General features: G+C 60.3%; 19 protein-coding genes. 9 read left to right on the top strand and 10 right to left on the bottom strand.

Going from position 1 to position 19,402, the window contains the following annotated elements:
- Positions 1-168: 168 nt before the first annotated feature.
- The 3 genes from DQ405_RS13735 (at position 169) to DQ405_RS13725 (ending at position 3,278) form a co-directional block, all read left to right on the top strand.
- On the top strand, positions 169-1,701 hold the full coding sequence (locus tag DQ405_RS13735) for a PepSY-associated TM helix domain-containing protein (RefSeq protein ID WP_168424732.1): 1,533 nt from the start codon (positions 169-171) through the stop codon (positions 1,699-1,701).
- Positions 1,698-2,027, top strand: coding sequence for a DUF3325 domain-containing protein (locus DQ405_RS13730; RefSeq protein WP_168424731.1), 330 nt, complete (start codon positions 1,698-1,700; stop codon positions 2,025-2,027). Before DQ405_RS13735 ends, DQ405_RS13730 begins: the two co-directional genes overlap by 4 nt.
- A 207-nt stretch (positions 2,028-2,234) precedes the next feature.
- Complete coding sequence (locus DQ405_RS13725; RefSeq protein WP_168424730.1) at positions 2,235-3,278, top strand: hypothetical protein; 1,044 nt, start codon at positions 2,235-2,237, stop codon at positions 3,276-3,278.
- Positions 3,279-3,368: 90 nt separating this feature from the next.
- On the opposite strand, the gene DQ405_RS13720 is transcribed toward DQ405_RS13725, so the two are convergent.
- Positions 3,369-3,995, bottom strand: coding sequence for a Vgb family protein (locus DQ405_RS13720; protein WP_168424729.1), 627 nt, complete (start codon positions 3,993-3,995; stop codon positions 3,369-3,371).
- Positions 3,996-4,030: 35 nt separating this feature from the next.
- Complete coding sequence (locus tag DQ405_RS13715; protein ID WP_168424728.1) at positions 4,031-5,248, bottom strand: helix-turn-helix domain-containing protein; 1,218 nt, start codon at positions 5,246-5,248, stop codon at positions 4,031-4,033.
- 319 nt (positions 5,249-5,567) lie between these two features.
- On the opposite strand from DQ405_RS13715, the gene dusA reads away from it, so the two are divergent.
- Together dusA and tal are read left to right on the top strand one after the other, a co-directional pair.
- Positions 5,568-6,572, top strand: coding sequence for a tRNA dihydrouridine(20/20a) synthase DusA (gene dusA, locus DQ405_RS13710; protein ID WP_168424727.1), 1,005 nt, complete (start codon positions 5,568-5,570; stop codon positions 6,570-6,572).
- A gap of 126 nt (positions 6,573-6,698) precedes the next feature.
- Positions 6,699-7,619, top strand: a complete 921-nt coding sequence (tal, locus tag DQ405_RS13705; RefSeq protein WP_168424726.1) for a transaldolase — start codon at positions 6,699-6,701, stop codon at positions 7,617-7,619.
- Between the two features lie 168 nt (positions 7,620-7,787).
- Here the strand turns inward: tal and rssC are convergent, their stop codons facing one another.
- Positions 7,788-8,270: an anti-sigma factor antagonist RssC gene (gene rssC, locus DQ405_RS13700; protein WP_168424725.1), complete on the bottom strand. Its 483-nt coding sequence runs from the start codon at positions 8,268-8,270 to the stop codon at positions 7,788-7,790.
- Positions 8,267-9,451 (bottom strand): two-component system response regulator RssB, encoded by a 1,185-nt coding sequence (gene rssB, locus DQ405_RS13695; protein WP_168424724.1) that lies wholly within the window; start codon positions 9,449-9,451, stop codon positions 8,267-8,269. Before rssB ends, rssC begins: the two co-directional genes overlap by 4 nt.
- Before the next feature lie 204 nt (positions 9,452-9,655).
- On the opposite strand from rssB, the gene DQ405_RS13690 reads away from it, so the two are divergent.
- A complete protein-coding gene (locus DQ405_RS13690; RefSeq protein ID WP_168424723.1) occupies positions 9,656-9,955 on the top strand; it encodes a PilZ domain-containing protein in 300 nt (99 codons plus the stop codon).
- 100 nt (positions 9,956-10,055) lie between these two features.
- On the opposite strand, the gene DQ405_RS13685 is transcribed toward DQ405_RS13690, so the two are convergent.
- Positions 10,056-10,757: an MlaA family lipoprotein gene (locus DQ405_RS13685; RefSeq protein WP_168424722.1), complete on the bottom strand. Its 702-nt coding sequence runs from the start codon at positions 10,755-10,757 to the stop codon at positions 10,056-10,058.
- 215 nt (positions 10,758-10,972) lie between these two features.
- On the opposite strand from DQ405_RS13685, the gene DQ405_RS13680 reads away from it, so the two are divergent.
- Positions 10,973-11,239, top strand: a complete 267-nt coding sequence (locus tag DQ405_RS13680) for a DUF4404 family protein (protein ID WP_168424721.1) — start codon at positions 10,973-10,975, stop codon at positions 11,237-11,239.
- A gap of 71 nt (positions 11,240-11,310) precedes the next feature.
- Here the strand turns inward: DQ405_RS13680 and queF are convergent, their stop codons facing one another.
- The 3 genes from queF to DQ405_RS13665 form a co-directional block, all read right to left on the bottom strand.
- A complete protein-coding gene (gene queF, locus DQ405_RS13675) occupies positions 11,311-12,141 on the bottom strand; it encodes an NADPH-dependent 7-cyano-7-deazaguanine reductase QueF (RefSeq protein ID WP_168424720.1) in 831 nt (276 codons plus the stop codon).
- 111 nt (positions 12,142-12,252) lie between these two features.
- The gene (locus DQ405_RS13670) at positions 12,253-13,032 is read right to left on the bottom strand and encodes an ABC transporter permease (protein WP_168424719.1); all 780 of its coding nucleotides are present in this window, start codon (positions 13,030-13,032) and stop codon (positions 12,253-12,255) included.
- Positions 13,029-13,961, bottom strand: coding sequence for an ABC transporter ATP-binding protein (locus DQ405_RS13665; RefSeq protein ID WP_168424718.1), 933 nt, complete (start codon positions 13,959-13,961; stop codon positions 13,029-13,031). The genes DQ405_RS13670 and DQ405_RS13665 overlap by 4 nt, the downstream gene beginning before the upstream one ends.
- 281 nt (positions 13,962-14,242) lie before the next feature.
- Here DQ405_RS13665 and DQ405_RS13660 point away from each other — a divergent pair, with 281 nt between their 5' ends.
- Both DQ405_RS13660 and DQ405_RS13655 read left to right on the top strand, forming a co-directional pair.
- Entirely contained in the window at positions 14,243-16,690 is a 2,448-nt protein-coding gene (locus DQ405_RS13660; RefSeq protein WP_168424717.1) for an acyl-CoA dehydrogenase, read from the top strand.
- A gap of 242 nt (positions 16,691-16,932) precedes the next feature.
- Positions 16,933-17,340 (top strand): PA2817 family protein, encoded by a 408-nt coding sequence (locus tag DQ405_RS13655; RefSeq protein WP_168424716.1) that lies wholly within the window; start codon positions 16,933-16,935, stop codon positions 17,338-17,340.
- Between the two features lie 122 nt (positions 17,341-17,462).
- On the opposite strand, the gene DQ405_RS13650 is transcribed toward DQ405_RS13655, so the two are convergent.
- Both DQ405_RS13650 and DQ405_RS13645 read right to left on the bottom strand, forming a co-directional pair.
- Positions 17,463-18,452, bottom strand: a complete 990-nt coding sequence (locus tag DQ405_RS13650; protein WP_168424715.1) for a TRAP transporter substrate-binding protein — start codon at positions 18,450-18,452, stop codon at positions 17,463-17,465.
- Between the two features lie 52 nt (positions 18,453-18,504).
- A complete protein-coding gene (locus tag DQ405_RS13645; RefSeq protein ID WP_168424714.1) occupies positions 18,505-19,332 on the bottom strand; it encodes an HpcH/HpaI aldolase/citrate lyase family protein in 828 nt (275 codons plus the stop codon).
- Between the last annotated feature and the right edge of the window lie 70 nt (positions 19,333-19,402).

Raw genomic sequence — 19,402 nt, 5'->3', positions numbered from 1 at the left:
ACCTGACCGGGTAGTGACAGCCAGTCTGCTCTGTTTCGCCGTCTGGGTGGGGGCGGTCATTTACGCCTTCGCGGCTAAAAGCGCCTTGCACGCCTGGTTACTGATTGCCGGACTGGCCGCCCTCTTCTGCCTGGGTGCTTACCTGCCCGTCGAGTGGAGGACCCGTCCATGACTCTTCGCCAATCAATGGCCGGGCTGCATACCTGGGGCGGCTTATTGCCCAGCTGGTTACTGTCCGTGATCATTTTCGCCGGCACCCTGGCCTGTTTCGATAAAGAGCTGGAGCGTTGGATGCGGCCTGCGTTGCATACGCAGACGGCCGCATCGATGACCGCCGATGACATCGGCAACTGGGTTCAGGCGAACGTTCAGGAACAGCTACACGCCTATTGGTTGCATGGTCCGACCGAACGTGAGCCTTATTGGCGACTGGGCTGGGAAGAGGACGAATCCGGTACGCGCGGTCGTGTCGCATTCGACCCTCGTAGCGGAAAGCCCATGCCCGAGTCGGTAGGCGGCGAATTTTTCTTCACGCTGCACTACAACCTGCATGCCGGAACCGTCGGCATGTATGTCGTTGGCCTGGCGGGCATGTTCATGCTGGTGGCCCTGGTGTCGGGAATCATCATCCATCGGCGGATCTTCAAGGATTTCTTTACCCTGCGCCCCCAGGCCAACGGCCAGCGCGCCTGGCTCGATGCTCACAACCTGTTCGGCGTCATCGGCCTGCCGTTCCATCTGATTCTTGCTTACACCGGCGTGGCGGTGTTCGTCGCGTCCTACATGCCTGCAGGAGGGATGGTCGCTTACGGAGGCGATCCACTGGCCTTCTTTGAAGAAGTGCAAGGCGGTTATCACCGCAACGAGCTGCACCAGCCGGCCGGCCAATTCGCTTCGCTGAATGACATGCTCTCCAACGCACGCCAACGCTGGGGTGACGGAGAGCCCGGCTGGATCATTGTCGAGCACCCTGCAGACGCGTCTGCCGTCGTCAGCGTGCGTCGTTCCGATCCGTCGCGCATCGGCTCACCACAAGACACCCTGAGCTACGACGCCTTCACCGGCGACCTCCTTCACCGGCAGCAAGCACCGACCAGCTATCAGGCCTATATCTGGTTGGTGGGGCTGCACATGGCGCAGTTCGGCGGGCAAATCGTACGCCTGCTGTACGGTCTTCTCGGACTTGCCGGCTGCGCGATGCTGGTGGCCGGGACCCGCGTATGGTTGCGCAAGCGCGAGGGACGCCAGATTCGGGGCCTGGAAGTCGTTCGGGCACTCAACGGCGCGATCTTCTTCGGCCTGCCCATCGCCTCGCTGGCTCTGCTCTGGGCGAATCGTTTGTTACCCAACACATTGACCGCACGCGGTTCTGCCGAGGCCTGGTGCTTCGCCTTTGCTTGGCTTGCCGTGGCGATCACCGCCTATTTGTGGCGTCACCAACCGCTCAAGCTGCTCCGCCGGCTATTCGCACTGCTGGCAATACTCGCGCTAGGCCTGCCCTTGCTCAACGGGCTGACTGCACCTGACGGGCATTTAGTGGCAAGCCTCCTCCGCGGAGACCTGACATTAGCGGGCGTCGACATAGTGCTGCTGGTAGTTGGCGGACTCTGCGCATGGTGCTCGCTTCGCCGACCGCGTCAACATCAATCGGCACGCAAGGGCGCGTACACCGCCACGCAAGAACAGGAGTTGGCACCATGACCACACTCGCTTTCGCCCTAGCGTACCTGGGCATGCTCGCGCTCTGCCTGGCACTGACCCGACACCACCGTGCGATCTTCAATACCGCTCCGACATCCGAACGACAACGGTGGCTGCGTGTAGCCGCGACCGGGCTGCTACTCGGTACGGCCGTTGTAAATGTCGCCTCGCTAGGCGTAGCGATCGGCCTGGTCGTCTGTCTCGCACAGCTGATGCTCGCCGGGCTGACGGTCAGCTTGACACTCGCATGGCGGGAACGGTGGGTCGTACCGCTCGGCGCCTTGCTCAGTCTGCTTGGCGTGCTGTTCGCGGTAGGCGGTGGTTAGAAGGTTTCAGCGAGCGGCAGGTGCGAAGGTTTACCTGAGTAAAGCTGCGCTTGTGCTTTTGCCTGGACCACGAAGGTACGATGCTCTAATCCTCGCCGGCCCATATTTAGCTCTTATGGTCTATTCCGGTGGCCAAGCTAACCGACAACAATCGCCCTGCTTCGCCTGTGATGTACGGAGCTCATCCATCGCGAACAGGAGATTCCAATGTATAAGACTACTCCTCTCGCCGCAGCGCTCTTGCTGGTGGCAAGCGGCAACCTCATGGCCAACGAGCACCTGGCCGAGATAGAACAGAGCGGCACCAACAACACCGCAGAGCAGATACAAAGCGGTGCCCTGCAGCGGTCTTTCATCGTTCAGAATGGTACCGAGAACAACGCACTCACCGACCAATCCGGCAGCAGTGGCGAGGGCAGCCAGGCGAGCATCGAGCAATCAGGCACGCTGAATTCGGCTGCGATCTATCAGGTCCACGGCAGCCGGCCAGGGTTGGCGAGCGCGGCTGTCTACCAGACGGGGAGCTCCAATAGCGCTCATATCGAACAGCAGGAAAGTCTCGGCGAGCTCTCGGCGACGGCGACTGTCAGCCAGCAGGGCTCTGGAAACCAGCTCGATGCCACACAGACTTGGGTGGGCAACGAACTCAATGTGGTTTCCGCCGGCCAGGACAATACCGTCACGATCGATCAGTCTGGTTTCAGTACGGCGAATGTTCAGCAGTCAGGCGTTGCGAATCAGGTGCAACTGGAGCAGGTAAGCTTCGGCATCGGGGGTGGTTTCGCCGTGATCGAGCAGGACGGCACTGCCAACCAGGCGGACATCTATCAGTCCTCTGGCCGCTATCCTGCAGGCGATGTGTTCCTTCAGCAGCTTGGCACCGCCAACATCGCGCAGATCAGAGCCGGCGATGGCTACAGCACGCTGGACTATACGCAGCGAGGCACCGGAAACGAGCTGAATGCCCACTTTAGCGGGCAAGGATCCAGGATCAGCGGGTACTCGGAGGGCAGCTATAACCTGGTCGATATCGCACAGGCTGGCGACGACAACAGCCTCGATGTCGCCCAGGTTGGCTCCTATAACCAGATCGACGCCTACCAGGGTTTTCACGTCCACGAAGCATTCATCAGCCAGACGGGTGACAACAACCAGGCTTTCCTGAGGCAGGAGACGCTCTCGTACGATAACGCTTCCGCCAGCATTATTCAGAACGGCAGCGGCAACATCGCCAGCGTCGTGCAGCAGTAGTTTCCGCTCAACGCAACGGTCGGATGTTCAAGTCAGCCGGAAGCCCGACATCGGGCCTTCCGGCTGTCACCTGTATCGCTCGGCTCGCCATCATCCCGGATGGCGCACGGCTCTCAGTTTTCCGGCCCCGCCACCTCCGCAGAAAAAGCTACCAGCGCCATCATATTCGAGCCCTGACACGCCGACGCCCTTTGGCATCTCCAGAACATTCAGCACTTCGCCCGTTAGCGGGTCGATATGCCTCAGCTCACTCTCGCCATTTTCCCAGACCCCATGCCAAAGCGCTCCGTCTGCCCAGGTGACGCCAGTGACAAAGCGGTTGGACTCGATGGTGCGTAGGATCGCGCCGGTTTGAGGATCCAACTGATGGATCTTTCTATCGCGATACTGGCCAACCCAGAGCACCCCCTCCGCCCATGCAAGACCTGATGCATCGTGAGGTGCAGGGATCGAGGCGAGCACCGCGCCACTTTCGGGATCGACTTTCTGAATGCAATCGCCGTAAATCTGGAACAGATGCTGGCCATCGAACGCCGTTCCGGCATCCGCTCGGGCGTCGATCGAGCGCAGGGTTTCGCCGCTCTGCGGATCCAGTAAGTGGAGCTTGTCGCCGCTTGCAAACCAGACATGCTGACCGTCATGGCTGACGCCGTGCACGGCTTCAATGCCTACAAAGGGTCCATATTCACGGGTGATTTGTGCCGCTGAGTGGTTCATAAGTCCGTCCTCCTTATCAGGTGAGGAGATCCTAGTCACATCAGTTCCGAAGCTGGGAGTAACAAGATCGTCGCGAAACCGGGCATGAGCGGGGCTACCCATCGGCGAGACCTGCCGCGGCCAAACGACTGCACCTTGCCCGCCTTCGCAAGTGAATCCAATGCTCGCTGCACGGTACGCTGGCTAGACCCTAGTGCAAGGCCAAGTGCTGAGCTCGACCACGATTCCCCATCAGCGAGGCATGCCAGCACAGCCGCATATTTCTCTTCGACGGGCCGCGCCAGCACAACCACCTCATCCGCTCCAAGCGGGGCTAGCGCGAACCCTCGCTTCGTTGCTGTCACACCAGCCACGTTCAACATCAAAACACGAAGGCGCCCAACCTCAACGCGCAACCGAACCCTATGCGACTCATCAGCGACTCTGGTGCGAAATGTCTGTGCGATAAGTGTGGCTCTCGGCACATCTGCCGGCCAGGCTTCGCCCAACAGACGAGCAAGCTCGAACAGCACCGGACGTTTAACGAGCGAAATGACCGAATCAGCCCTACATATGACACGACGGCACGCGTCCACGACGAGCGCTCCCGACGCCAGGGTGTTTTCAACCTCATCCAATCGGACAAGGTGCTCACCGCTACGCGTGATCCGCCGCGCCGCTGGCCTGTCCAAAACAGCCGATGCGTGCCGCAGCTCCGCAGTCAGCGCAGGAATGCCCGCCCGGTTCGCCGCCCGTTCCGCCGCTGTGAACGCCCTGCGCGCGGCCCCCGCCTGTAGACGACGCAGTGCTATCCCCGCGACGACCAGCTCATAGACCGCCCTTGCCGCTGGCCTGAGATGCACGGGCTCCAGATCAACCAACCTACGCTCCGCCTCCTCAACACCCCCGATCAAAAGCAGTCGGCGAAGCTCGAGCAAACGCGCATGGGCGGAGTTGGACCAATCGCCATGTGCTTCGAGCGCCTCTCTCGCTTCGTCTAGCCTCTTCGCAGGCCAGCCCAGGTCACGAGAAGCGAGCGCAATCTCGGCTTCCGCGACAGTACATCTCGCACGAGGCACAGCTTCTTCAGGCCCGAAGGCACAGGCCGCGTCCTTCAGCAATGCCTTCGCCCGGGCGAAATCCCCGAGCTGCGCCATCGCTATGCCGCGAAGCGCGAGCGCGGACGGATCGTTGCGCAAGGCGACCCGTTTGAGCGCGCCGAGCGGATCGCCGGTCGCGAGCGCTCGCGCCGCCGATGCAATCAACGCGTCCATTTGGATCCCGCCACGCTAGTCGCTCCTAAGAATTCGATTCAGTCTCGCCCCATCGCGGTGCGATCAGTCCAGCTTTGCAGGCGACCTGTCACTAAGGGGTGCGGCGGGTATCGACGAGCTTCGACGCGCGCGGGCTGGGGTCACCTGATAAACTTGTCATCTATTTTTCCGATGATCTGGCGATAGCCGCTAGACCCCATCAGCCCCTGGCTGGTACGCCCCGCCCTGCCACGGTATCGATCGATACCGCCGACAGCGTCAGCGCTCCAATCCTAGATCACCGTATACGCCTAAAGCACCAAGCACAGCCGGAAGACGCATGAAAACCTGTAATGAGCCAGCAATATCCTACCGTCCACCGTCCCGGCGCTTTTCCGTGGCGCCCATGATGGACTGGACAGATAGGCATTGCCGGTACTTTCTACGGCAGCTGTCACGGTACACCCTGCTCTATACCGAGATGGTCACCACCGGCGCGTTGATCAATGGCGATGCCGAGCGGTTTCTGCGTCATGATGAGATGGAATATCCCCTCGCCTTGCAGCTCGGCGGGAGCGTGCCGGCTGAGTTGGCCGCCTGCGCAAAAATGGCCGAAGCAGCGGGTTACGATGAGGTGAACCTCAACGTGGGCTGCCCCAGCGACCGTGTGCAAAACAACCTGATCGGCGCCTGCCTCATGGGGTATCCATCGCTCGTGGCCGATTGCGTAAAAGCGATGCGCGATGCCGTCGGGATCGACGTGACGGTCAAGCACCGAATTGGCATCAACGGGCGCGACAGCTATGCCGAACTCTGCGACTTCGTCGGCCAGGTTCGTGATGCCGGGTGCCGAAGCTTTACGGTGCATGCGCGTATAGCGATTCTCGAGGGGCTGTCACCGAAGGAAAATCGTGAGGTACCCCCGTTGCGCTATGACGTCGCGGCCCGGCTCAAGGAGGACTTTCCGGACTTGGAGATTATCCTCAACGGTGGCATCAAGACCCTGGAAGAATGTGAGGCGCACCTGCTACGTTTCGATGGCGTGATGCTCGGCCGTGAGGCCTATCACAATCCCTATCTGCTCGCGCAGGTGGATGCCAGGCTGTTTGGCAGCCATGACCCGATCCTCAGCCGTGCCGATGCGCTGAGGCGGATGTGGCCGTATATTCAACGACACCTGGAGGCAGGCGGTTCGATGCATCACATCACTCGGCACGTGCTGGGGCTCGGCCAAGGCTTCCCCGGTGCACGACGTTTTCGCCAATTGCTCTCAGTCGATATCCACAAAACCAAGGACCCACTGACGCTGCTGGACCAGGCGACCAGCCTGCTCGAAGGACACTGATATATTCGTCAAGGAACGCCCGGGAACATTTTCAATCCAAGTGCAGTCCGCCCGGACCATCCGCTTTTTGAGCGGTTCGGTGGCCTCGGGTTAAGGTCATGCCAACTCAGAGGATAGAGCGCCCCCATGACATCCAAACTGGAACAACTCAAGCAGTTCACCACCGTTGTCGCCGACACCGGCGATCTCGACGCCATTGCCCGTCTACAGCCGGTAGACGCCACGACCAACCCGTCTCTCTTGCTCAAAGCCGCTGTCCTCCCCCGCTATGCGGAGCATCTGCAGGCAGCAATATCCCGCTGCGCCGGTGATATCGGACTGGGCTGCGATCTGTTTGCCGTCGCGGTCGGCCAGGAAGTACTGAAGCTAATCCCCGGGCGGATTTCCACCGAGGTCGACGCGCGACTTTCCTTTGATACCGAGGCGATGGTCCAGCGCGGCGAACGCCTGATCGGCTTGTATGAACAGGCTGGCGTATCCCGCGATCGCGTACTGATCAAACTGGCTTCCACCTGGGAGGGCATCCGTGCCGCCGAGCGGCTGGAGAAATCCGGCATCCAGACCAACCTGACCCTACTGTTCTGCTTTACCCAGGCGGTCGCCTGCGCCGAAGCCGGGGTATTCCTCATTTCGCCGTTCGTGGGGCGTATCTACGATTGGTACAAGAAGCACGAAGGCCGCGACTACACGGGCAGTGAAGATCCAGGCGTGCAATCAGTCAGCCGGATCTATGACTACTACAAGGCGCACGGCTACAAGACCGTGGTGATGGGAGCGAGCTTTCGCAACATCGGACAGATCGAAGCGCTGGCAGGCTGTGACCGTCTGACCATCAGCCCCGAGCTGCTCGGCCAGCTGGCGCAGGCGCAAGGGCCACTGGAGCGCAAGCTGTCACCCGGGCGCGCGTCCGAGCCGCGTATCACGCTGGATGAAAACCGCTTCCGCTGGGGCCTGAATGAAGATCCGATGGCAACCGAAAAGCTGGCCGAAGGTATCCGCCAGTTCGCGCGTGATCAGGAGAAGCTTGAAGCATTGCTAGTGCCCTGAATCTGCAGTTCGTTCAAGAACTGCCGAGTGAATTTTCAGTCGGGCCAGGCGCCGCGACGAGTCATAGCAGGGCTATGGCGAGGAGCGGCAACGCAGCCCGGCGACAAATGCGCCGGAAGATTTGAACAGCCAATTTCTGATTCAGGACACTTGAAGCCAAGCGCTGATTCAAGAACGTTCCAGCGCCGTCACGAGGTCGCGAAAGGCCTCGCGGTTGGAATCATTGAGGCTCATCAGAATACGGTGAGCTTCAAGCACCTTGGTCTTCACTACGTCTTCTGACTGATCCTGGCTCGGCAGGTCCGCCAGCTGTTCGGGGGATGGCAGTGGTTGATCGACGATATTGAATACCTGATCGAAGCCCATCGACTGCAAAAGACGGGTGATATCAGCGTGTGTGGTAACCAGCGTCGGCAACATGCCGATCTTCTGTCTGGACAGAATCGACAGCTTGGCCAGCAGCCCCAGCGTGGTGCTGTCGATGCTACGGCTTTCGGTCAGATCGATCACGATCGCGGAGAAGTTCAAAGACGAGAAGATTTTCTCGATCGTTGCATCCAGCGCAGAGCAAAGCGTCAGCCGAATTTCGCCGACGAACTTGAGAACGAAGGTGCCGTCCTGCTCGGCAAACTGGATTTTACCAGTGCTCATGCAAGGTTCCTGCTCAATACCAGCAATGCGATGTCATCGGGCATATCCTCCAGATCGGCCAGGCCGAGCACCCGCCGAAGTCCCTCCAGCGTACCGCCTGCCTCACAAACCAGCCCGGGCAGCCCTGCTTCCTTATCTTTGAGGGCTTCCCCCGGCAAAAGGTCCAAAATGCCATCGGAAAGTAGCGTCAGACTGAAAGAGTCAGGTAGCTCGACCTCATAATTATCGTAGGTCGCCTCGACGAACAGGCCAACCGGCAAGCCCCGCCCTTCCAGGTATCTTGCTGTATCGCCGGCATAAAGCACGGGCATCGGAAGGTGCCCACCAATGCTGTAATGCAGCACGTTGCGCTCTTGGTCGATCACCCCACCGAGCATGGTGACGTGCTTGCCGAGCTTGCAGTTGATCAGCCCGCGGTTGATGTGATCGAGCACCTCGGACGGCTTGAATGCCCGTAGCGCCCCACCCCGCCGAGACTCGTATAGCAGGCGCGTAGTCATGAATTTCAGCAGCACCGTGACGAATGCCGAAGAGGCCCCATGACCAGACACATCAGCCAGATAGAAGCCGATGCGATGTTCATCGATCCGAAAATAATCGACGAAATCGCCTGAAAGATAGAGAGACGGAATGATCTGATGAGCGAACTGGAAGTCGTCCAAGGCGCAGGGCGTGACCGGCAGCATATTCATCTGTACCTGACGGCCAGCATCCTGATCCTCCTGCAAAAGATGCAGACTGGCCTGCAGGTCGCGGTTGGCCGTTTCCAGCTGCTCGCGATAGCGGCGGTTCTCCAGGCGTAAGCGAGAGCGATCGAGCGCCCGACGCACTGAGTGCTCGAGCATTGCCAGGTCTTCGAGGGGTTTGATCAGGTAATCAGCCGCCCCGAGGCGCAGGGCTTCTACAGCATCACTCATTACCCCGGCGCCAGAGACGACGATAACCGGAAGGTCCACCTGGCGCTCGCTGATCAGCCGGATCAGCTCCAGGCCGTCCATCTGCGGCATGCGCAGATCGCAAATCACCAGATCCGGACGCTCGGCATCAAACAGCTCAATGCCTCGCGGCCCGTTAGGCGCCTGCAGGACGTTGAAACCACTGTCATCCAGATAGGCAGCCAGACTGGCTCTTACCACATCGTCGTCATCTATGATCAGCAGCGTCGCGCTTGGGTTGTGCATGTTCCTACCAGGCGGTATCGCCAGGATGATTGGCGAAAGCATCGACCCCGCGCGAACGCAGGGCAAGGGATCTTTTCAAGGCGCAGACGGTACTCCCATACGTTCTGCGTTTCAAGCCAGGTACTGCCGCTCCGTCTGTGCTTTACAGGCTGAATTGGCGGGCGCTATAAGAACAAGCGCAACCAAAACTCAGAGGACGAAAAAATGACCCAGAGTGATCGGGACTACAGCGAAAAACGCGACTTCATCCGCATGCAGATCGAAACCGCGATCACCCTCACACAGGGCAGTCAGCGCTACGAGGCAACGTGCCTGGATTTATCAAGCACAGGCATGCAGGTACTCGCCGCGGCCAGCCTGCAGATGGGCGACAAGGTACAGGTGCACATTCCCTCCGAGCACAGCGAGCTGAAGGGCCTAGACGCAGAAACCGAGGTGGTGCGGGTCGGCGAGCATGACGATGGCCGACAGAGCCTTGGGCTCGCCATCGTATCGATGAGCTAGACCGCACCAAGCGCCAGCGCCTCGCCAACTGGCCGAGGCATTGGAAGCCAGAAACCGCGACTCGCCCGGATAGCGGGGGCCAAGGCAGGTTACGTCATGGTCAGAAATCGTCTTCGACCTGACCGTCCTGCGTACGGAACTCGCGGTTCTGCAGGTAGGCGTTACGGACGAAGATGTACCGGTCGCCAGTGATCATCTTTTCGGCAGAAAGCAGCCCGGCGCGCAGGTCGACCACGTTTACTGCTCGCGTCACGTTGCGGGTCGGTACGTGGTCCATGTGGGGATACGGTTGCAGGAAGGAGTCTGGTACACGCCCCGCAGCATCGCGGACGGTGCTCGGCCCAAGCAGCGGCAACACAACATAAGGCCCGCTACCCAGCCCCCAGGCGCCGAGCGTCTGACCGAAGTCTTCATCGTTCTTCTGTAGCCCCATGCGGGTTGCCACATCGAAGAAGCCCAGCACACCAAAGGTTGTATTGAACAGGATGCGGCTCGTGTCGATGCCGGCGTCGCGAATCTTGCCTTGCAGCAAGTCGTTGGTCAGCACCACGACATCGCCGAGGTTATTGAACACGTTGCCAATGCCGTCTTCGAGAAAATTCGGGGTGACTTTCTGGTAGCCCTGTGCGAGCGGCTTGAGGGTGTAGGTGTCGACCTTGTCATTGAAGTCGAACACCACGCGATTGACGTTTTCCCATGGGTCCTCCTCGGCTGCCTGCAACGACGTCGCGCCAAACATCGCCAGCGCTGCGACCAGCGTGACCCTGAGATACTCGATCCAATCCTTGCCGATCACTTGCATCGCGGCCTTCCTCTTATTCGAAAATGGCGTCTGCCACAAAGCGCAGCAGTATAAATCCATTCGGGGGAATTCCGGCAGCGGGCAGACATGCGGAAGCCGGACGAACTTCGCCGCATCCGGCACTCTCAAAGAGAGGACAAGGCCAGACCGCTGGTTTACCCTTCACCTATCGAACGCTGGCGAACCTGTCGTCAGAAACCACAGAGGGAAGCAATATGCCGGAACATGATCTGCAGTCGCAGCTCGCGGAGTTGCGTAGTCAACTGGCCCAGGACGCTCCGCTGACAGAAGAGGAGCGAGCATCGCTGCAAGCGATTGCCCAGGACATCGAGCTTCGCCTGGCAAACGAAGGCGTCGCGGACCAGAACGATTCACTCGTCGACGGCGTCAACCTGGCGGTCGAGCGTTTCGAGGTCAGCCACCCGAACACCGCCATGACCCTGCGCAATATCATGCAGACGCTGGCGAACATGGGAATCTGAGCGCAGCTCCAGTAAGCCAGCTTAACGTCAGCGCAGAGCACGGATGATCACCATGCTCTGCCCATCGACTATTACTGTCGAACCAGCCGCCCATTGCTCGGCGCAACGGACTCGGTGCTGCGGTACGGGTTGATATCCAGCCCACCGCGGCGCACATAGCGAGCATGAACGCTTAGCCGCTCTGGCTTCAGTAATCGCTGCAAGTCAAGAAAGATGCGTTCCACGCACTGTTCATGAAAGTCCGCATGTTGGCGGAAGCTCACCAGATAGGCGAGCAGGCTGCCATGGTCCAACGCCGCGCCGCGATACTCCACCACTACAGTGCCCCAGTCCGGCTGACCGGTAACCGGGCAGTTGGATTTCAGCAGGTGGCTATAAACACATTCCTCGACCTGACGCGCCGGGTCGCAGCCAAGCAGATCGGCACGTGGCGAATCGTAGTGCTCAATGGTGACATCCAGCTCGTCGATACAGTATCCCTTCTGCGACGTAACCCCCTCCCGGGAGACCTCGTCTAGCGTCCGCAAACGAACGCCAACCGGCTTGCCAGCCGCAGCGGAGAGATCCCGGACCATGATATCCACGAGTGCTTCGCGGCTATCGAAGACCGACTGGTTCAGCGAATTCAGATAGAGCTTGAAGGATTTTGACTCGATGATGTTCGGCGAATCCGCCGGGATGCTGAACTCACCGATTGCGACCACCGGCTTGCCGGACGGCAGCAGCCAGGACAGCTCATAGCAATTCCAGATGTCGACGCCGCGGTAGGGCAAGGTGTCGGCGGTCAGTCCCAGCTCAGCCCACTTTGGCGCGCGCGGGATGGGAAACAGCTGCTCGGGGCTGTAGGTCGCTACATAGGCACTGGATTTGCCCAGCGGCGACAGTTCGGCGGGATGCTGCATGGCGGAAACCTGTACGAAAAATGACCGCAAGTGTATCGGTTCCCGCGATGTTTATCATCGCAAATGCCTGGTGCGCGCCGCGGCGCGTCGCTGCCTGGACCAGGCTGCGGGTTACTGGCGCATGCCGCGCCCGCTCTTGAGCAAGCGGATGCACCAGAGATACATCACAATCGCCGCCACCGCCATGAAGCTGATGGCAATGCCGATGCGAATGTCCGAAACCCCGAGAATGCCGTAACGGAACGCATTGACCATATGCAGGATGGGGTTGGCCAGCGACAAGGTCTGCCAGAACGGCGAAAGCAGATTGATCGAATAGAACACGCCACCCAGGTAGGTCAGCGGCGTTAGCACAAACGTCGGAATGATCGAAATATCGTCGAAATTCCGCGCGAACACTGCATTGATAAAGCCACCCAGCGCGAAGATCGTCGAGGTCAATGCGATCACCAGAAGCGTAATGCCCAGGTGATGCACCTGCAGATCGGTAAAGAACATCGACAGCAACGTGACGATCAGCGCAACGGCCAGCCCTCGAGTGATGCCGCCCAATGCGAAACCGATAAGAATCACATGCGGCGATACCGGAGACACCAGCAGCTCTTCGATGGAGCGCTGGAACTTGCTGCTGAAAAAACTCGAGACGACATTGCTGTAGGAGTTGGTGATCACCGACATCATGATCAGCCCCGGCACGATGTACTCCATGTAGGTGAAGCCATCCATCTGGCCGATCCGCGCACCGATCAAGTTCCCGAAGATGACGAAATACAACACCATCGTGATCGCCGGAGGCAGCAGCGTCTGCGGCCAGATTCGCGTGTAGCGGCGGATTTCTCGGTGAACGATAGTCTGCAAAGCAACCAGATTGGGCCGGAATTCTGCGTTCATTTGGCCACCTTCGGCAGATTGTTCTCCACCATCGAAACGAACAGCTCCTCCAGCCGATTGGTCTTGTTGCGCAGGCTCAGCACCTCGATGCCCTGCGCCGAAAGCATCCGAAACAGATCGGTGACACCCTGACTCTTGTCGACTTGCACCTCGAGGGTGTGATGATCAACCAGTCTCGCCGGGTAGTTGCCCAGCTCTGGCGGCACCAGCTGCGACTCCTTCAGGTCCAGCAGGAAGGTCTCTACATGCAACTGTTTGAGCAATTCGCGCATGCTGGTGTTCTTGACGATCTTTCCGTGGTCGATGATACCGATGTTGCGGCACAGCTGCTCGGCCTCTTCCAGATAGTGCGTGGTCAGAATGATAGTGATCCCCTCACGATTGAGCTCGGTGAGGAATGACCACATCGAACGGCGTAGCTCGATATCCACGCCGGCTGTGGGTTCATCAAGAATCAGCAGACGTGGCCGGTGAATCAGCGCACGGGCGATCATCAGGCGCCGCTTCATGCCACCGGATAGCATCCGCGAGGACACATCGCGCTTGTCCCACAGCCCCAGCTGATTGAGGTACTGCTCGGCGCGTTCTTTCGCGACTTTCGCCGGAATGCCGTAGTAGCCGGCCTGGGTGACAAGAATGTCGAAGGCCTTCTCGAACTGGTTGAAGTTGAACTCCTGAGGTACCACACCCAGGCAACGCTTGAGCCCGGACGGGTCGCGGTCAAGATCGTGGCCGAACACATTGACCGTGCCGCCGGTCTTGTTCACCAGCGTCGACAGAATGCCGATGGTGGTGGACTTGCCAGCGCCGTTGGGGCCCAGCAATGCAAAGAAGTCACCTTCAGCCACATCCAGGTCGATCCCCTTGAGCGCCTCGAAGCCGTTTCCGTAAACCTTGGTCAACTGCCGAATGGACAGAGCAGTACTCATAGAAGAATGCACGCAAAGCAGAGAGATCAAGACTAGATAAGGGCTGCATCGAGCGATTGCAACCACCATGCGCCTCGCGACGAACGCAGTCCAAGCCAGGCAACACAATAAACGTCGCTCCAAGGACGGACTCGGAATCGCTGCGCCTACGTGCCACCCCAGAACTCATCCTGCACACTCCGGTCATTATTTGAAATCAACAGAGTCGATTCGTCCCTTTCCCGCTCATCTCAAAAGCCTATGCTCATGTAGGACGCCATTCGCTCAACAAGGAAAATCGCATGACCCTGCTCTGGCTGCTCGCGTTACTGATCGGCATCGCCGTGATCGCGCATCTGCGTGTATCTCCCGTACCCGCGCTGGCCATGGTTGCGGCGTATCTGGTGCTTATGGGGGCGGCCGATGAAACTCCGGCCTGGCTGATGGTCATCCTCTGGCTCATGCTCATCGCCGTCGCGGCGCCCCTGCTGGTGGCCGACCTGCGCATCAAGTACCTCAGCGGACCGATGTTCGACTGGTTCAAGAAGGTCCTGCCGCCCATTTCCGACACCGAACGCGATGCGATCGACGCCGGCAGTGTCTGGTGGGACGGCGAGCTGTTCAGTGGCCGACCGAACTGGGACACCCTCCTCGGCTACCCCAAGGCGACGCTCACCGAGGAAGAGCAGGCATTCGTCGACGGCCCCACCGAAGCGCTGTGCGCCATGGTCAGCGACTGGGACATCGGCCAGCGACTGGATCTCCCTCAAGAGGCTTGGGATTACATCAAGGCCGAAGGCTTTTTCGCCCTGATCATCCCCAAGAAATATGGCGGTAAAGGCTTCTCAGCCTACGCGCATTCCCAGATTGTCATGAAACTCGCCACGCGCAGCGGCGATCTTGCCAGCACGGTGATGGTGCCCAACTCGCTCGGCCCAGCCGAGTTGCTGATGCACTACGGCACCGAGGAACAACGCAACCATTACTTGCCGCGCCTGGCCAATGGCATGGACATCCCCTGCTTTGCCCTGACCGGCCCATACGCTGGCTCCGACGCCGGTGCGATGAACGACAGCGGCGTGATCTGCAAAGGGCAATGGCAGGGTGAGGAAGTCCTCGGCCTGCGCCTGAACTGGGAAAAGCGCTACATCACCCTGGGCCCGGTCGCTACCCTCCTAGGTGTCGCCTTCAAGACATACGATCCAGCGCATCTTCTCGGTGACGAAGAGGAGCTCGGCATCAGCCTCGCCCTGATTCCGACCGAAACCGCTGGCGTCGAGATCGGCCGTCGCCATCTGCCCCTGGGCGCGGCATTCATGAATGGGCCTAACTGGGGCAAGGACGTATTCGTCCCGCTGGACGCGATCATCGGCGGGCACGACATGATCGGCAAAGGCTGGATGATGCTGATGAATTGCCTATCCGTCGGTCGCTCCATTTCACTGCCGGCAACCGGCGTCAGCGCCGCCAAGACGTGCAGCTATGTCTGTGGCCGCTATGCGCAGATCCGTGAGCAGTTCAACGTGCCGCTGGCGGCATTCGAAGGCATCCAGGAGCCCCTTGCCCGCATCGGCGGCAACGCCTGGTTGATGGATAGCGCGCGAATCCTGACGGCCAATGCGGTCGACCTGGGCGAGAAGCCCTCGGTGCTCTCGGCCGTCCTCAAATACCACCTGACCGAGCGCGGCCGTGAATGCGTCACCGACGCCATGGATATTCACGGCGGCAAGGGCATCATCATGGGGCCGAATAATTACTTGGGCCGCCTGTGGTTATCGGCACCGATTTCCATCACCGTCGAAGGCGCGAACATTCTTTCGCGCAACCTGATGATCTTCGGCCAGGGCGCTATCCGCTGCCATCCCTTCGTATTGCGCGAGATGGAGCTGGTCCACGAACCCGACCGCGACGCTGCCGTGAAAAAATTCGACAAACTCCTGATGCAGCACATCGGCTTCGCCGTCAGCAACACGGCCAGCACGCTGGTGCTCGGGCTGACCTTCGGCCTGTTTGGCAAGGCGCCGGGGACCGAGCTGACCCGTCCGTACTTCCGCGCGCTGGACCGGATCGCCGCGGCGTTCGCCATGCTCGCCGACCTGTCCATGATGCTGCTGGGCGGCGAACTCAAGCGCCGCGAGCGCCTGTCGGCACGGCTTGGCGATGTGCTCAGCCACCTGTATCTGGCATCCGCCGCGCTCAAGCGCTATCACGACCTTGGCCACCCAGCCGAGCAGGCGCCGCTGCTGCGCTGGGCGCTGGAGGATTGCCTGTGCAAAGCCGAGGAGGCACTGGCCGGCACCTTGAGCAACTTCCCTAACCGCTTGCTTGGTAGCGTGCTGCAGATGCTGATATTCCCGTTCGGCGCCCGGCACAAGGGGCCATCCGATGCGCTGGATGCCGAAGTGGCTGCCATCCTCGGCCGCCCGGAAGGCGATCCGGCGCTGGAGCAGATCCTGGAAGGCGTTTACCGCCCGTTCGGCAGCAACGAGGCCTTTGCGGATCTGCGAGACGCCTTCGACACACTGGCCGCTGCGCAACCGCTGCATAAGAAGCTGCATAAAGCGCTCAAGAACGGCGATTTCAAACCGACCGCTGGCGAAGATCTCATCAGTGCGGCTTTGGCCGCCGGCGTTCTCGACGCGCAAGAGGCGCAACAGCTGACCGCAGCAGAGGCGGCACGGCGCAAGGTCATCAGCGTCGATGATTTTTCTAAGGAACAGTTAGAGCCGAGCCCCGGTAAAATCCGCTAGGTCATCGTCAGGCGGCTGCCGCACCGGCCACGGACCGGCCGCGATGCCACCATCGGCCGGGGAGCCAAGCCTCCCCGGCTCCGCCCTTCGCAGCGACATTCAGACCGCGCGGCAGACGCCTCGCAGCAGCGTCAATCCATCACCTGCGCCGAACCCAGGCTCAGCTGTCGAGTCAACTAGACACGCCCAATTAATCCGCGCGGCACCTTATAATCCCGCGCCCAAACCGACACAGGTGAACCATGGCCAATCCCTATCACGATCACAACCTGGCGCTTTTGGCCCATCTGCGCGGCATTCTGCTTGCCATGGGTGAATCCGAGCAGGTATCCGAAGAAAGCCACGCGCTGTTCTTGGAGCGCTTCGACGAGCTGATCATGAATCTGAAAGACGTGCCGGAAGAACGGCACATGGGCCAGGACATGATCTGCCAGGTCTTTCACCGCTACCCGCAGATTGCCCATCTGGTCCCGCGAGATCTGCTCTGGTACTTCGGTGGTGATTGCTTGCACTTCATGCCGGACGAAGAGATCGAAATCTTCCAGCAACTGGAGGAACGCCGCTATGAAGCCGAGCAGAATGAAGAGCCCTTCGACTGGAACATGGAAAAGCAGCTGCTGAGCATGCCGGAACAGAGCCCTCGGCACTAAGCCCCCCCAGGTCGCCGTCTTACGGCGCTTGGGTGCTCTATCGAGCGGAACGGCTGGGCGCCGGTTCTTACCGGCTGGAGCAGAGCCGCCGCAACCGAATGCGCGCGGCTCGCCTTCTGACTTTACAGTTGGTTGGCTGCCTCGGCAGCTTTGATCAGATCCACGCCGATCTCATCTTCGAACTTCTTCCACACCGGCCGCATTGCCTCGCGCCATTGGGCACGCTGCGCCGAGGTCAGCTCGATGATCTCGCTCTTGCCTGAATCGGAAATGGTGCGCTTGGCCTTTTGGTTGAGCTCGTCGGCCTGGCGGTTCACCTCGATCGTCACCTCGTCCATGATCTGCGCCAGCTCGCTGCGCACATCGTCCGGCAGCCCGCGCCAGAACTTGGTGTTGGTGATGACCATGTAATCGATCAGGCCGTGATCGGACTGGGTGATGTACTTCTGCACTTCGTGCACCTTCTGGCTCTCATAGTTCGACCAGGTGTTCTCCGTGCCATTGACCACACCGGTCTGCAGCCCCTGATAGACCTCGGCGAAGCTCATTTTGCGAGGGTTGGCGCGCACGACCTTGAATTGCTCCTCCAGCACCTGAGATGCCTGCACCCGAAACTTGAGCCCGCGCGCATCGCTGGGTTCACGTAGCGCCTTGTTCGCCGACATCTGTTTGGTGCCGTTGTGCCAATAGGCCAGGCCGGTGATGTTCTTGTCTTCCATCGAGGTCAGCAGCGCCTTGCCCTCGGGGCTGCCCTGGAAGCGATCCGCCGCCGCCAGGTCGTCGAACAGGAACGGCAGGTCGTAGATCTGGATAGCCTTCGCGTAGTGCTCGAACTTGGCCAAGGACGGCGCCAGCATGTGCACATCGCCGAGCAGCAGCGCCTCCATCTCCTTGCCGTCGCCGAACAGCGAAGAGTTCGGATAGACCTCTACCTGAACCTTGTCCGGCAGGCGCTCTTCGGCGAGCTTCTTGAATAACAGAGCGCCCTGACCCTTAGGCGTGTTGTCCGCCACCACATGGGCAAACTTGATGATGATGGGCTCCGCCTGGACCAGGCCGGCAACGGAGAGAGAGAGCGCACAGGCGAGCGCTTTGAGGCGGATTCGCAACATGGGTAGTACCCCTTTTGTTTTTGTCGGTTGGTACATATTCCGGGCGAAGTGGTCAGGGGACCGCTTGCCCGGCGCGTTGTAGCAGGCGGCGGGCACGGCCGAGCACCGGGGCATCGACCATCTGTCCATCCACCACGAAGACCCCGTCACCGGACGCACCGGCCGCGAGGACGCGTTGCGCCCAGGCCAGTTCATCGGCGCTGGGCATCAGCGTTTCGTGCACCACAGCCACCTGGCTGGGGTGAATGCAAAGCATCCCGCCGAAGCCCATATCGCGGGCGTCGGTTACGAACTGGGTGAGACCGTGCAGGTTCTTGATATCGGGAAACACGCTGTCGAGCGGCGGCGCCAGTCGCCTCAGGCGCGACTGCAGCAATAGCGCATAGCGCGCCTGATCGAGGATGCGTTCGGCGCCCGGCGTGCCGCTGGCGAGCCCCAGGTCCAGCCCCAGATCCAACGCGCCGAAGGACAGCCGCTCGACGCCTGCGGCAGCGGCGATTTCAGCCAGCGCAGCCAGCCCGCGGGCGCTTTCGATGATCGGCCAGACCGGCTTGCCACAGGCTGCTGCGTCCGCCACCTGGGCGGCGCTTTCGACCTTGGGCAAGAGCACGCCGGTCACGCCGGAATGGGCCGCGCAAACCTTCAGATCTTCGGCCTGCTGTGCATGTCCCGCCGCGTTGATGCGCACCAGTACACGCGCAGACGGATCGGCAGCAAGAAAGGCGTCCAGATGGTTTCGCGCCGCAGCCTTCAGGTTTTCCGCAACGGCATCCTCAAGATCGACGATCACCGCATCGGCACCAGACGCCAGGGCCTTGGGGATTCGATCTGGGCGAGTGGCAGGAACGAACAGTGCGGTGCGGACAATGCTTGAGGTCATGGCAATCTCGTGAGGTTGGCGCGCCGGCCGGCTACCACTTGGCGGCAGCGATATGTTTCGCTTTCAACCC

This window comes from Pseudomonas sp. SST3 (assembly GCF_003325755.1).
Note: the sequence above shows the minus strand (reverse complement) of the source record. Positions and strands in the feature narration are given on the sequence as shown.

What these genes read in the sequence shown, in the direction of transcription:
- DQ405_RS13735 (WP_168424732.1), top strand. Translation starts at nt 169, where the DNA reads ATGACTCTTCGCCAATCAATGGCCGGGCTGCATACCTGGGGCGGCTTA.
- DQ405_RS13730 (WP_168424731.1), top strand. Translation starts at nt 1,698, where the DNA reads ATGACCACACTCGCTTTCGCCCTAGCGTACCTGGGCATGCTCGCGCTC.
- DQ405_RS13725 (WP_168424730.1), top strand. Translation starts at nt 2,235, where the DNA reads ATGTATAAGACTACTCCTCTCGCCGCAGCGCTCTTGCTGGTGGCAAGC.
- DQ405_RS13720 (WP_168424729.1), bottom strand. Translation starts at nt 3,995, where the DNA reads ATGAACCACTCAGCGGCACAAATCACCCGTGAATATGGACCCTTTGTA.
- DQ405_RS13715 (WP_168424728.1), bottom strand. Translation starts at nt 5,248, where the DNA reads ATGGACGCGTTGATTGCATCGGCGGCGCGAGCGCTCGCGACCGGCGAT.
- dusA (WP_168424727.1), top strand. Translation starts at nt 5,568, where the DNA reads ATGAAAACCTGTAATGAGCCAGCAATATCCTACCGTCCACCGTCCCGG.
- tal (WP_168424726.1), top strand. Translation starts at nt 6,699, where the DNA reads ATGACATCCAAACTGGAACAACTCAAGCAGTTCACCACCGTTGTCGCC.
- rssC (WP_168424725.1), bottom strand. Translation starts at nt 8,270, where the DNA reads ATGAGCACTGGTAAAATCCAGTTTGCCGAGCAGGACGGCACCTTCGTT.
- rssB (WP_168424724.1), bottom strand. Translation starts at nt 9,451, where the DNA reads ATGCACAACCCAAGCGCGACGCTGCTGATCATAGATGACGACGATGTG.
- DQ405_RS13690 (WP_168424723.1), top strand. Translation starts at nt 9,656, where the DNA reads ATGACCCAGAGTGATCGGGACTACAGCGAAAAACGCGACTTCATCCGC.
- DQ405_RS13685 (WP_168424722.1), bottom strand. Translation starts at nt 10,757, where the DNA reads ATGCAAGTGATCGGCAAGGATTGGATCGAGTATCTCAGGGTCACGCTG.
- DQ405_RS13680 (WP_168424721.1), top strand. Translation starts at nt 10,973, where the DNA reads ATGCCGGAACATGATCTGCAGTCGCAGCTCGCGGAGTTGCGTAGTCAA.
- queF (WP_168424720.1), bottom strand. Translation starts at nt 12,141, where the DNA reads ATGCAGCATCCCGCCGAACTGTCGCCGCTGGGCAAATCCAGTGCCTAT.
- DQ405_RS13670 (WP_168424719.1), bottom strand. Translation starts at nt 13,032, where the DNA reads ATGAACGCAGAATTCCGGCCCAATCTGGTTGCTTTGCAGACTATCGTT.
- DQ405_RS13665 (WP_168424718.1), bottom strand. Translation starts at nt 13,961, where the DNA reads ATGAGTACTGCTCTGTCCATTCGGCAGTTGACCAAGGTTTACGGAAAC.
- DQ405_RS13660 (WP_168424717.1), top strand. Translation starts at nt 14,243, where the DNA reads ATGACCCTGCTCTGGCTGCTCGCGTTACTGATCGGCATCGCCGTGATC.
- DQ405_RS13655 (WP_168424716.1), top strand. Translation starts at nt 16,933, where the DNA reads ATGGCCAATCCCTATCACGATCACAACCTGGCGCTTTTGGCCCATCTG.
- DQ405_RS13650 (WP_168424715.1), bottom strand. Translation starts at nt 18,452, where the DNA reads ATGTTGCGAATCCGCCTCAAAGCGCTCGCCTGTGCGCTCTCTCTCTCC.
- DQ405_RS13645 (WP_168424714.1), bottom strand. Translation starts at nt 19,332, where the DNA reads ATGACCTCAAGCATTGTCCGCACCGCACTGTTCGTTCCTGCCACTCGC.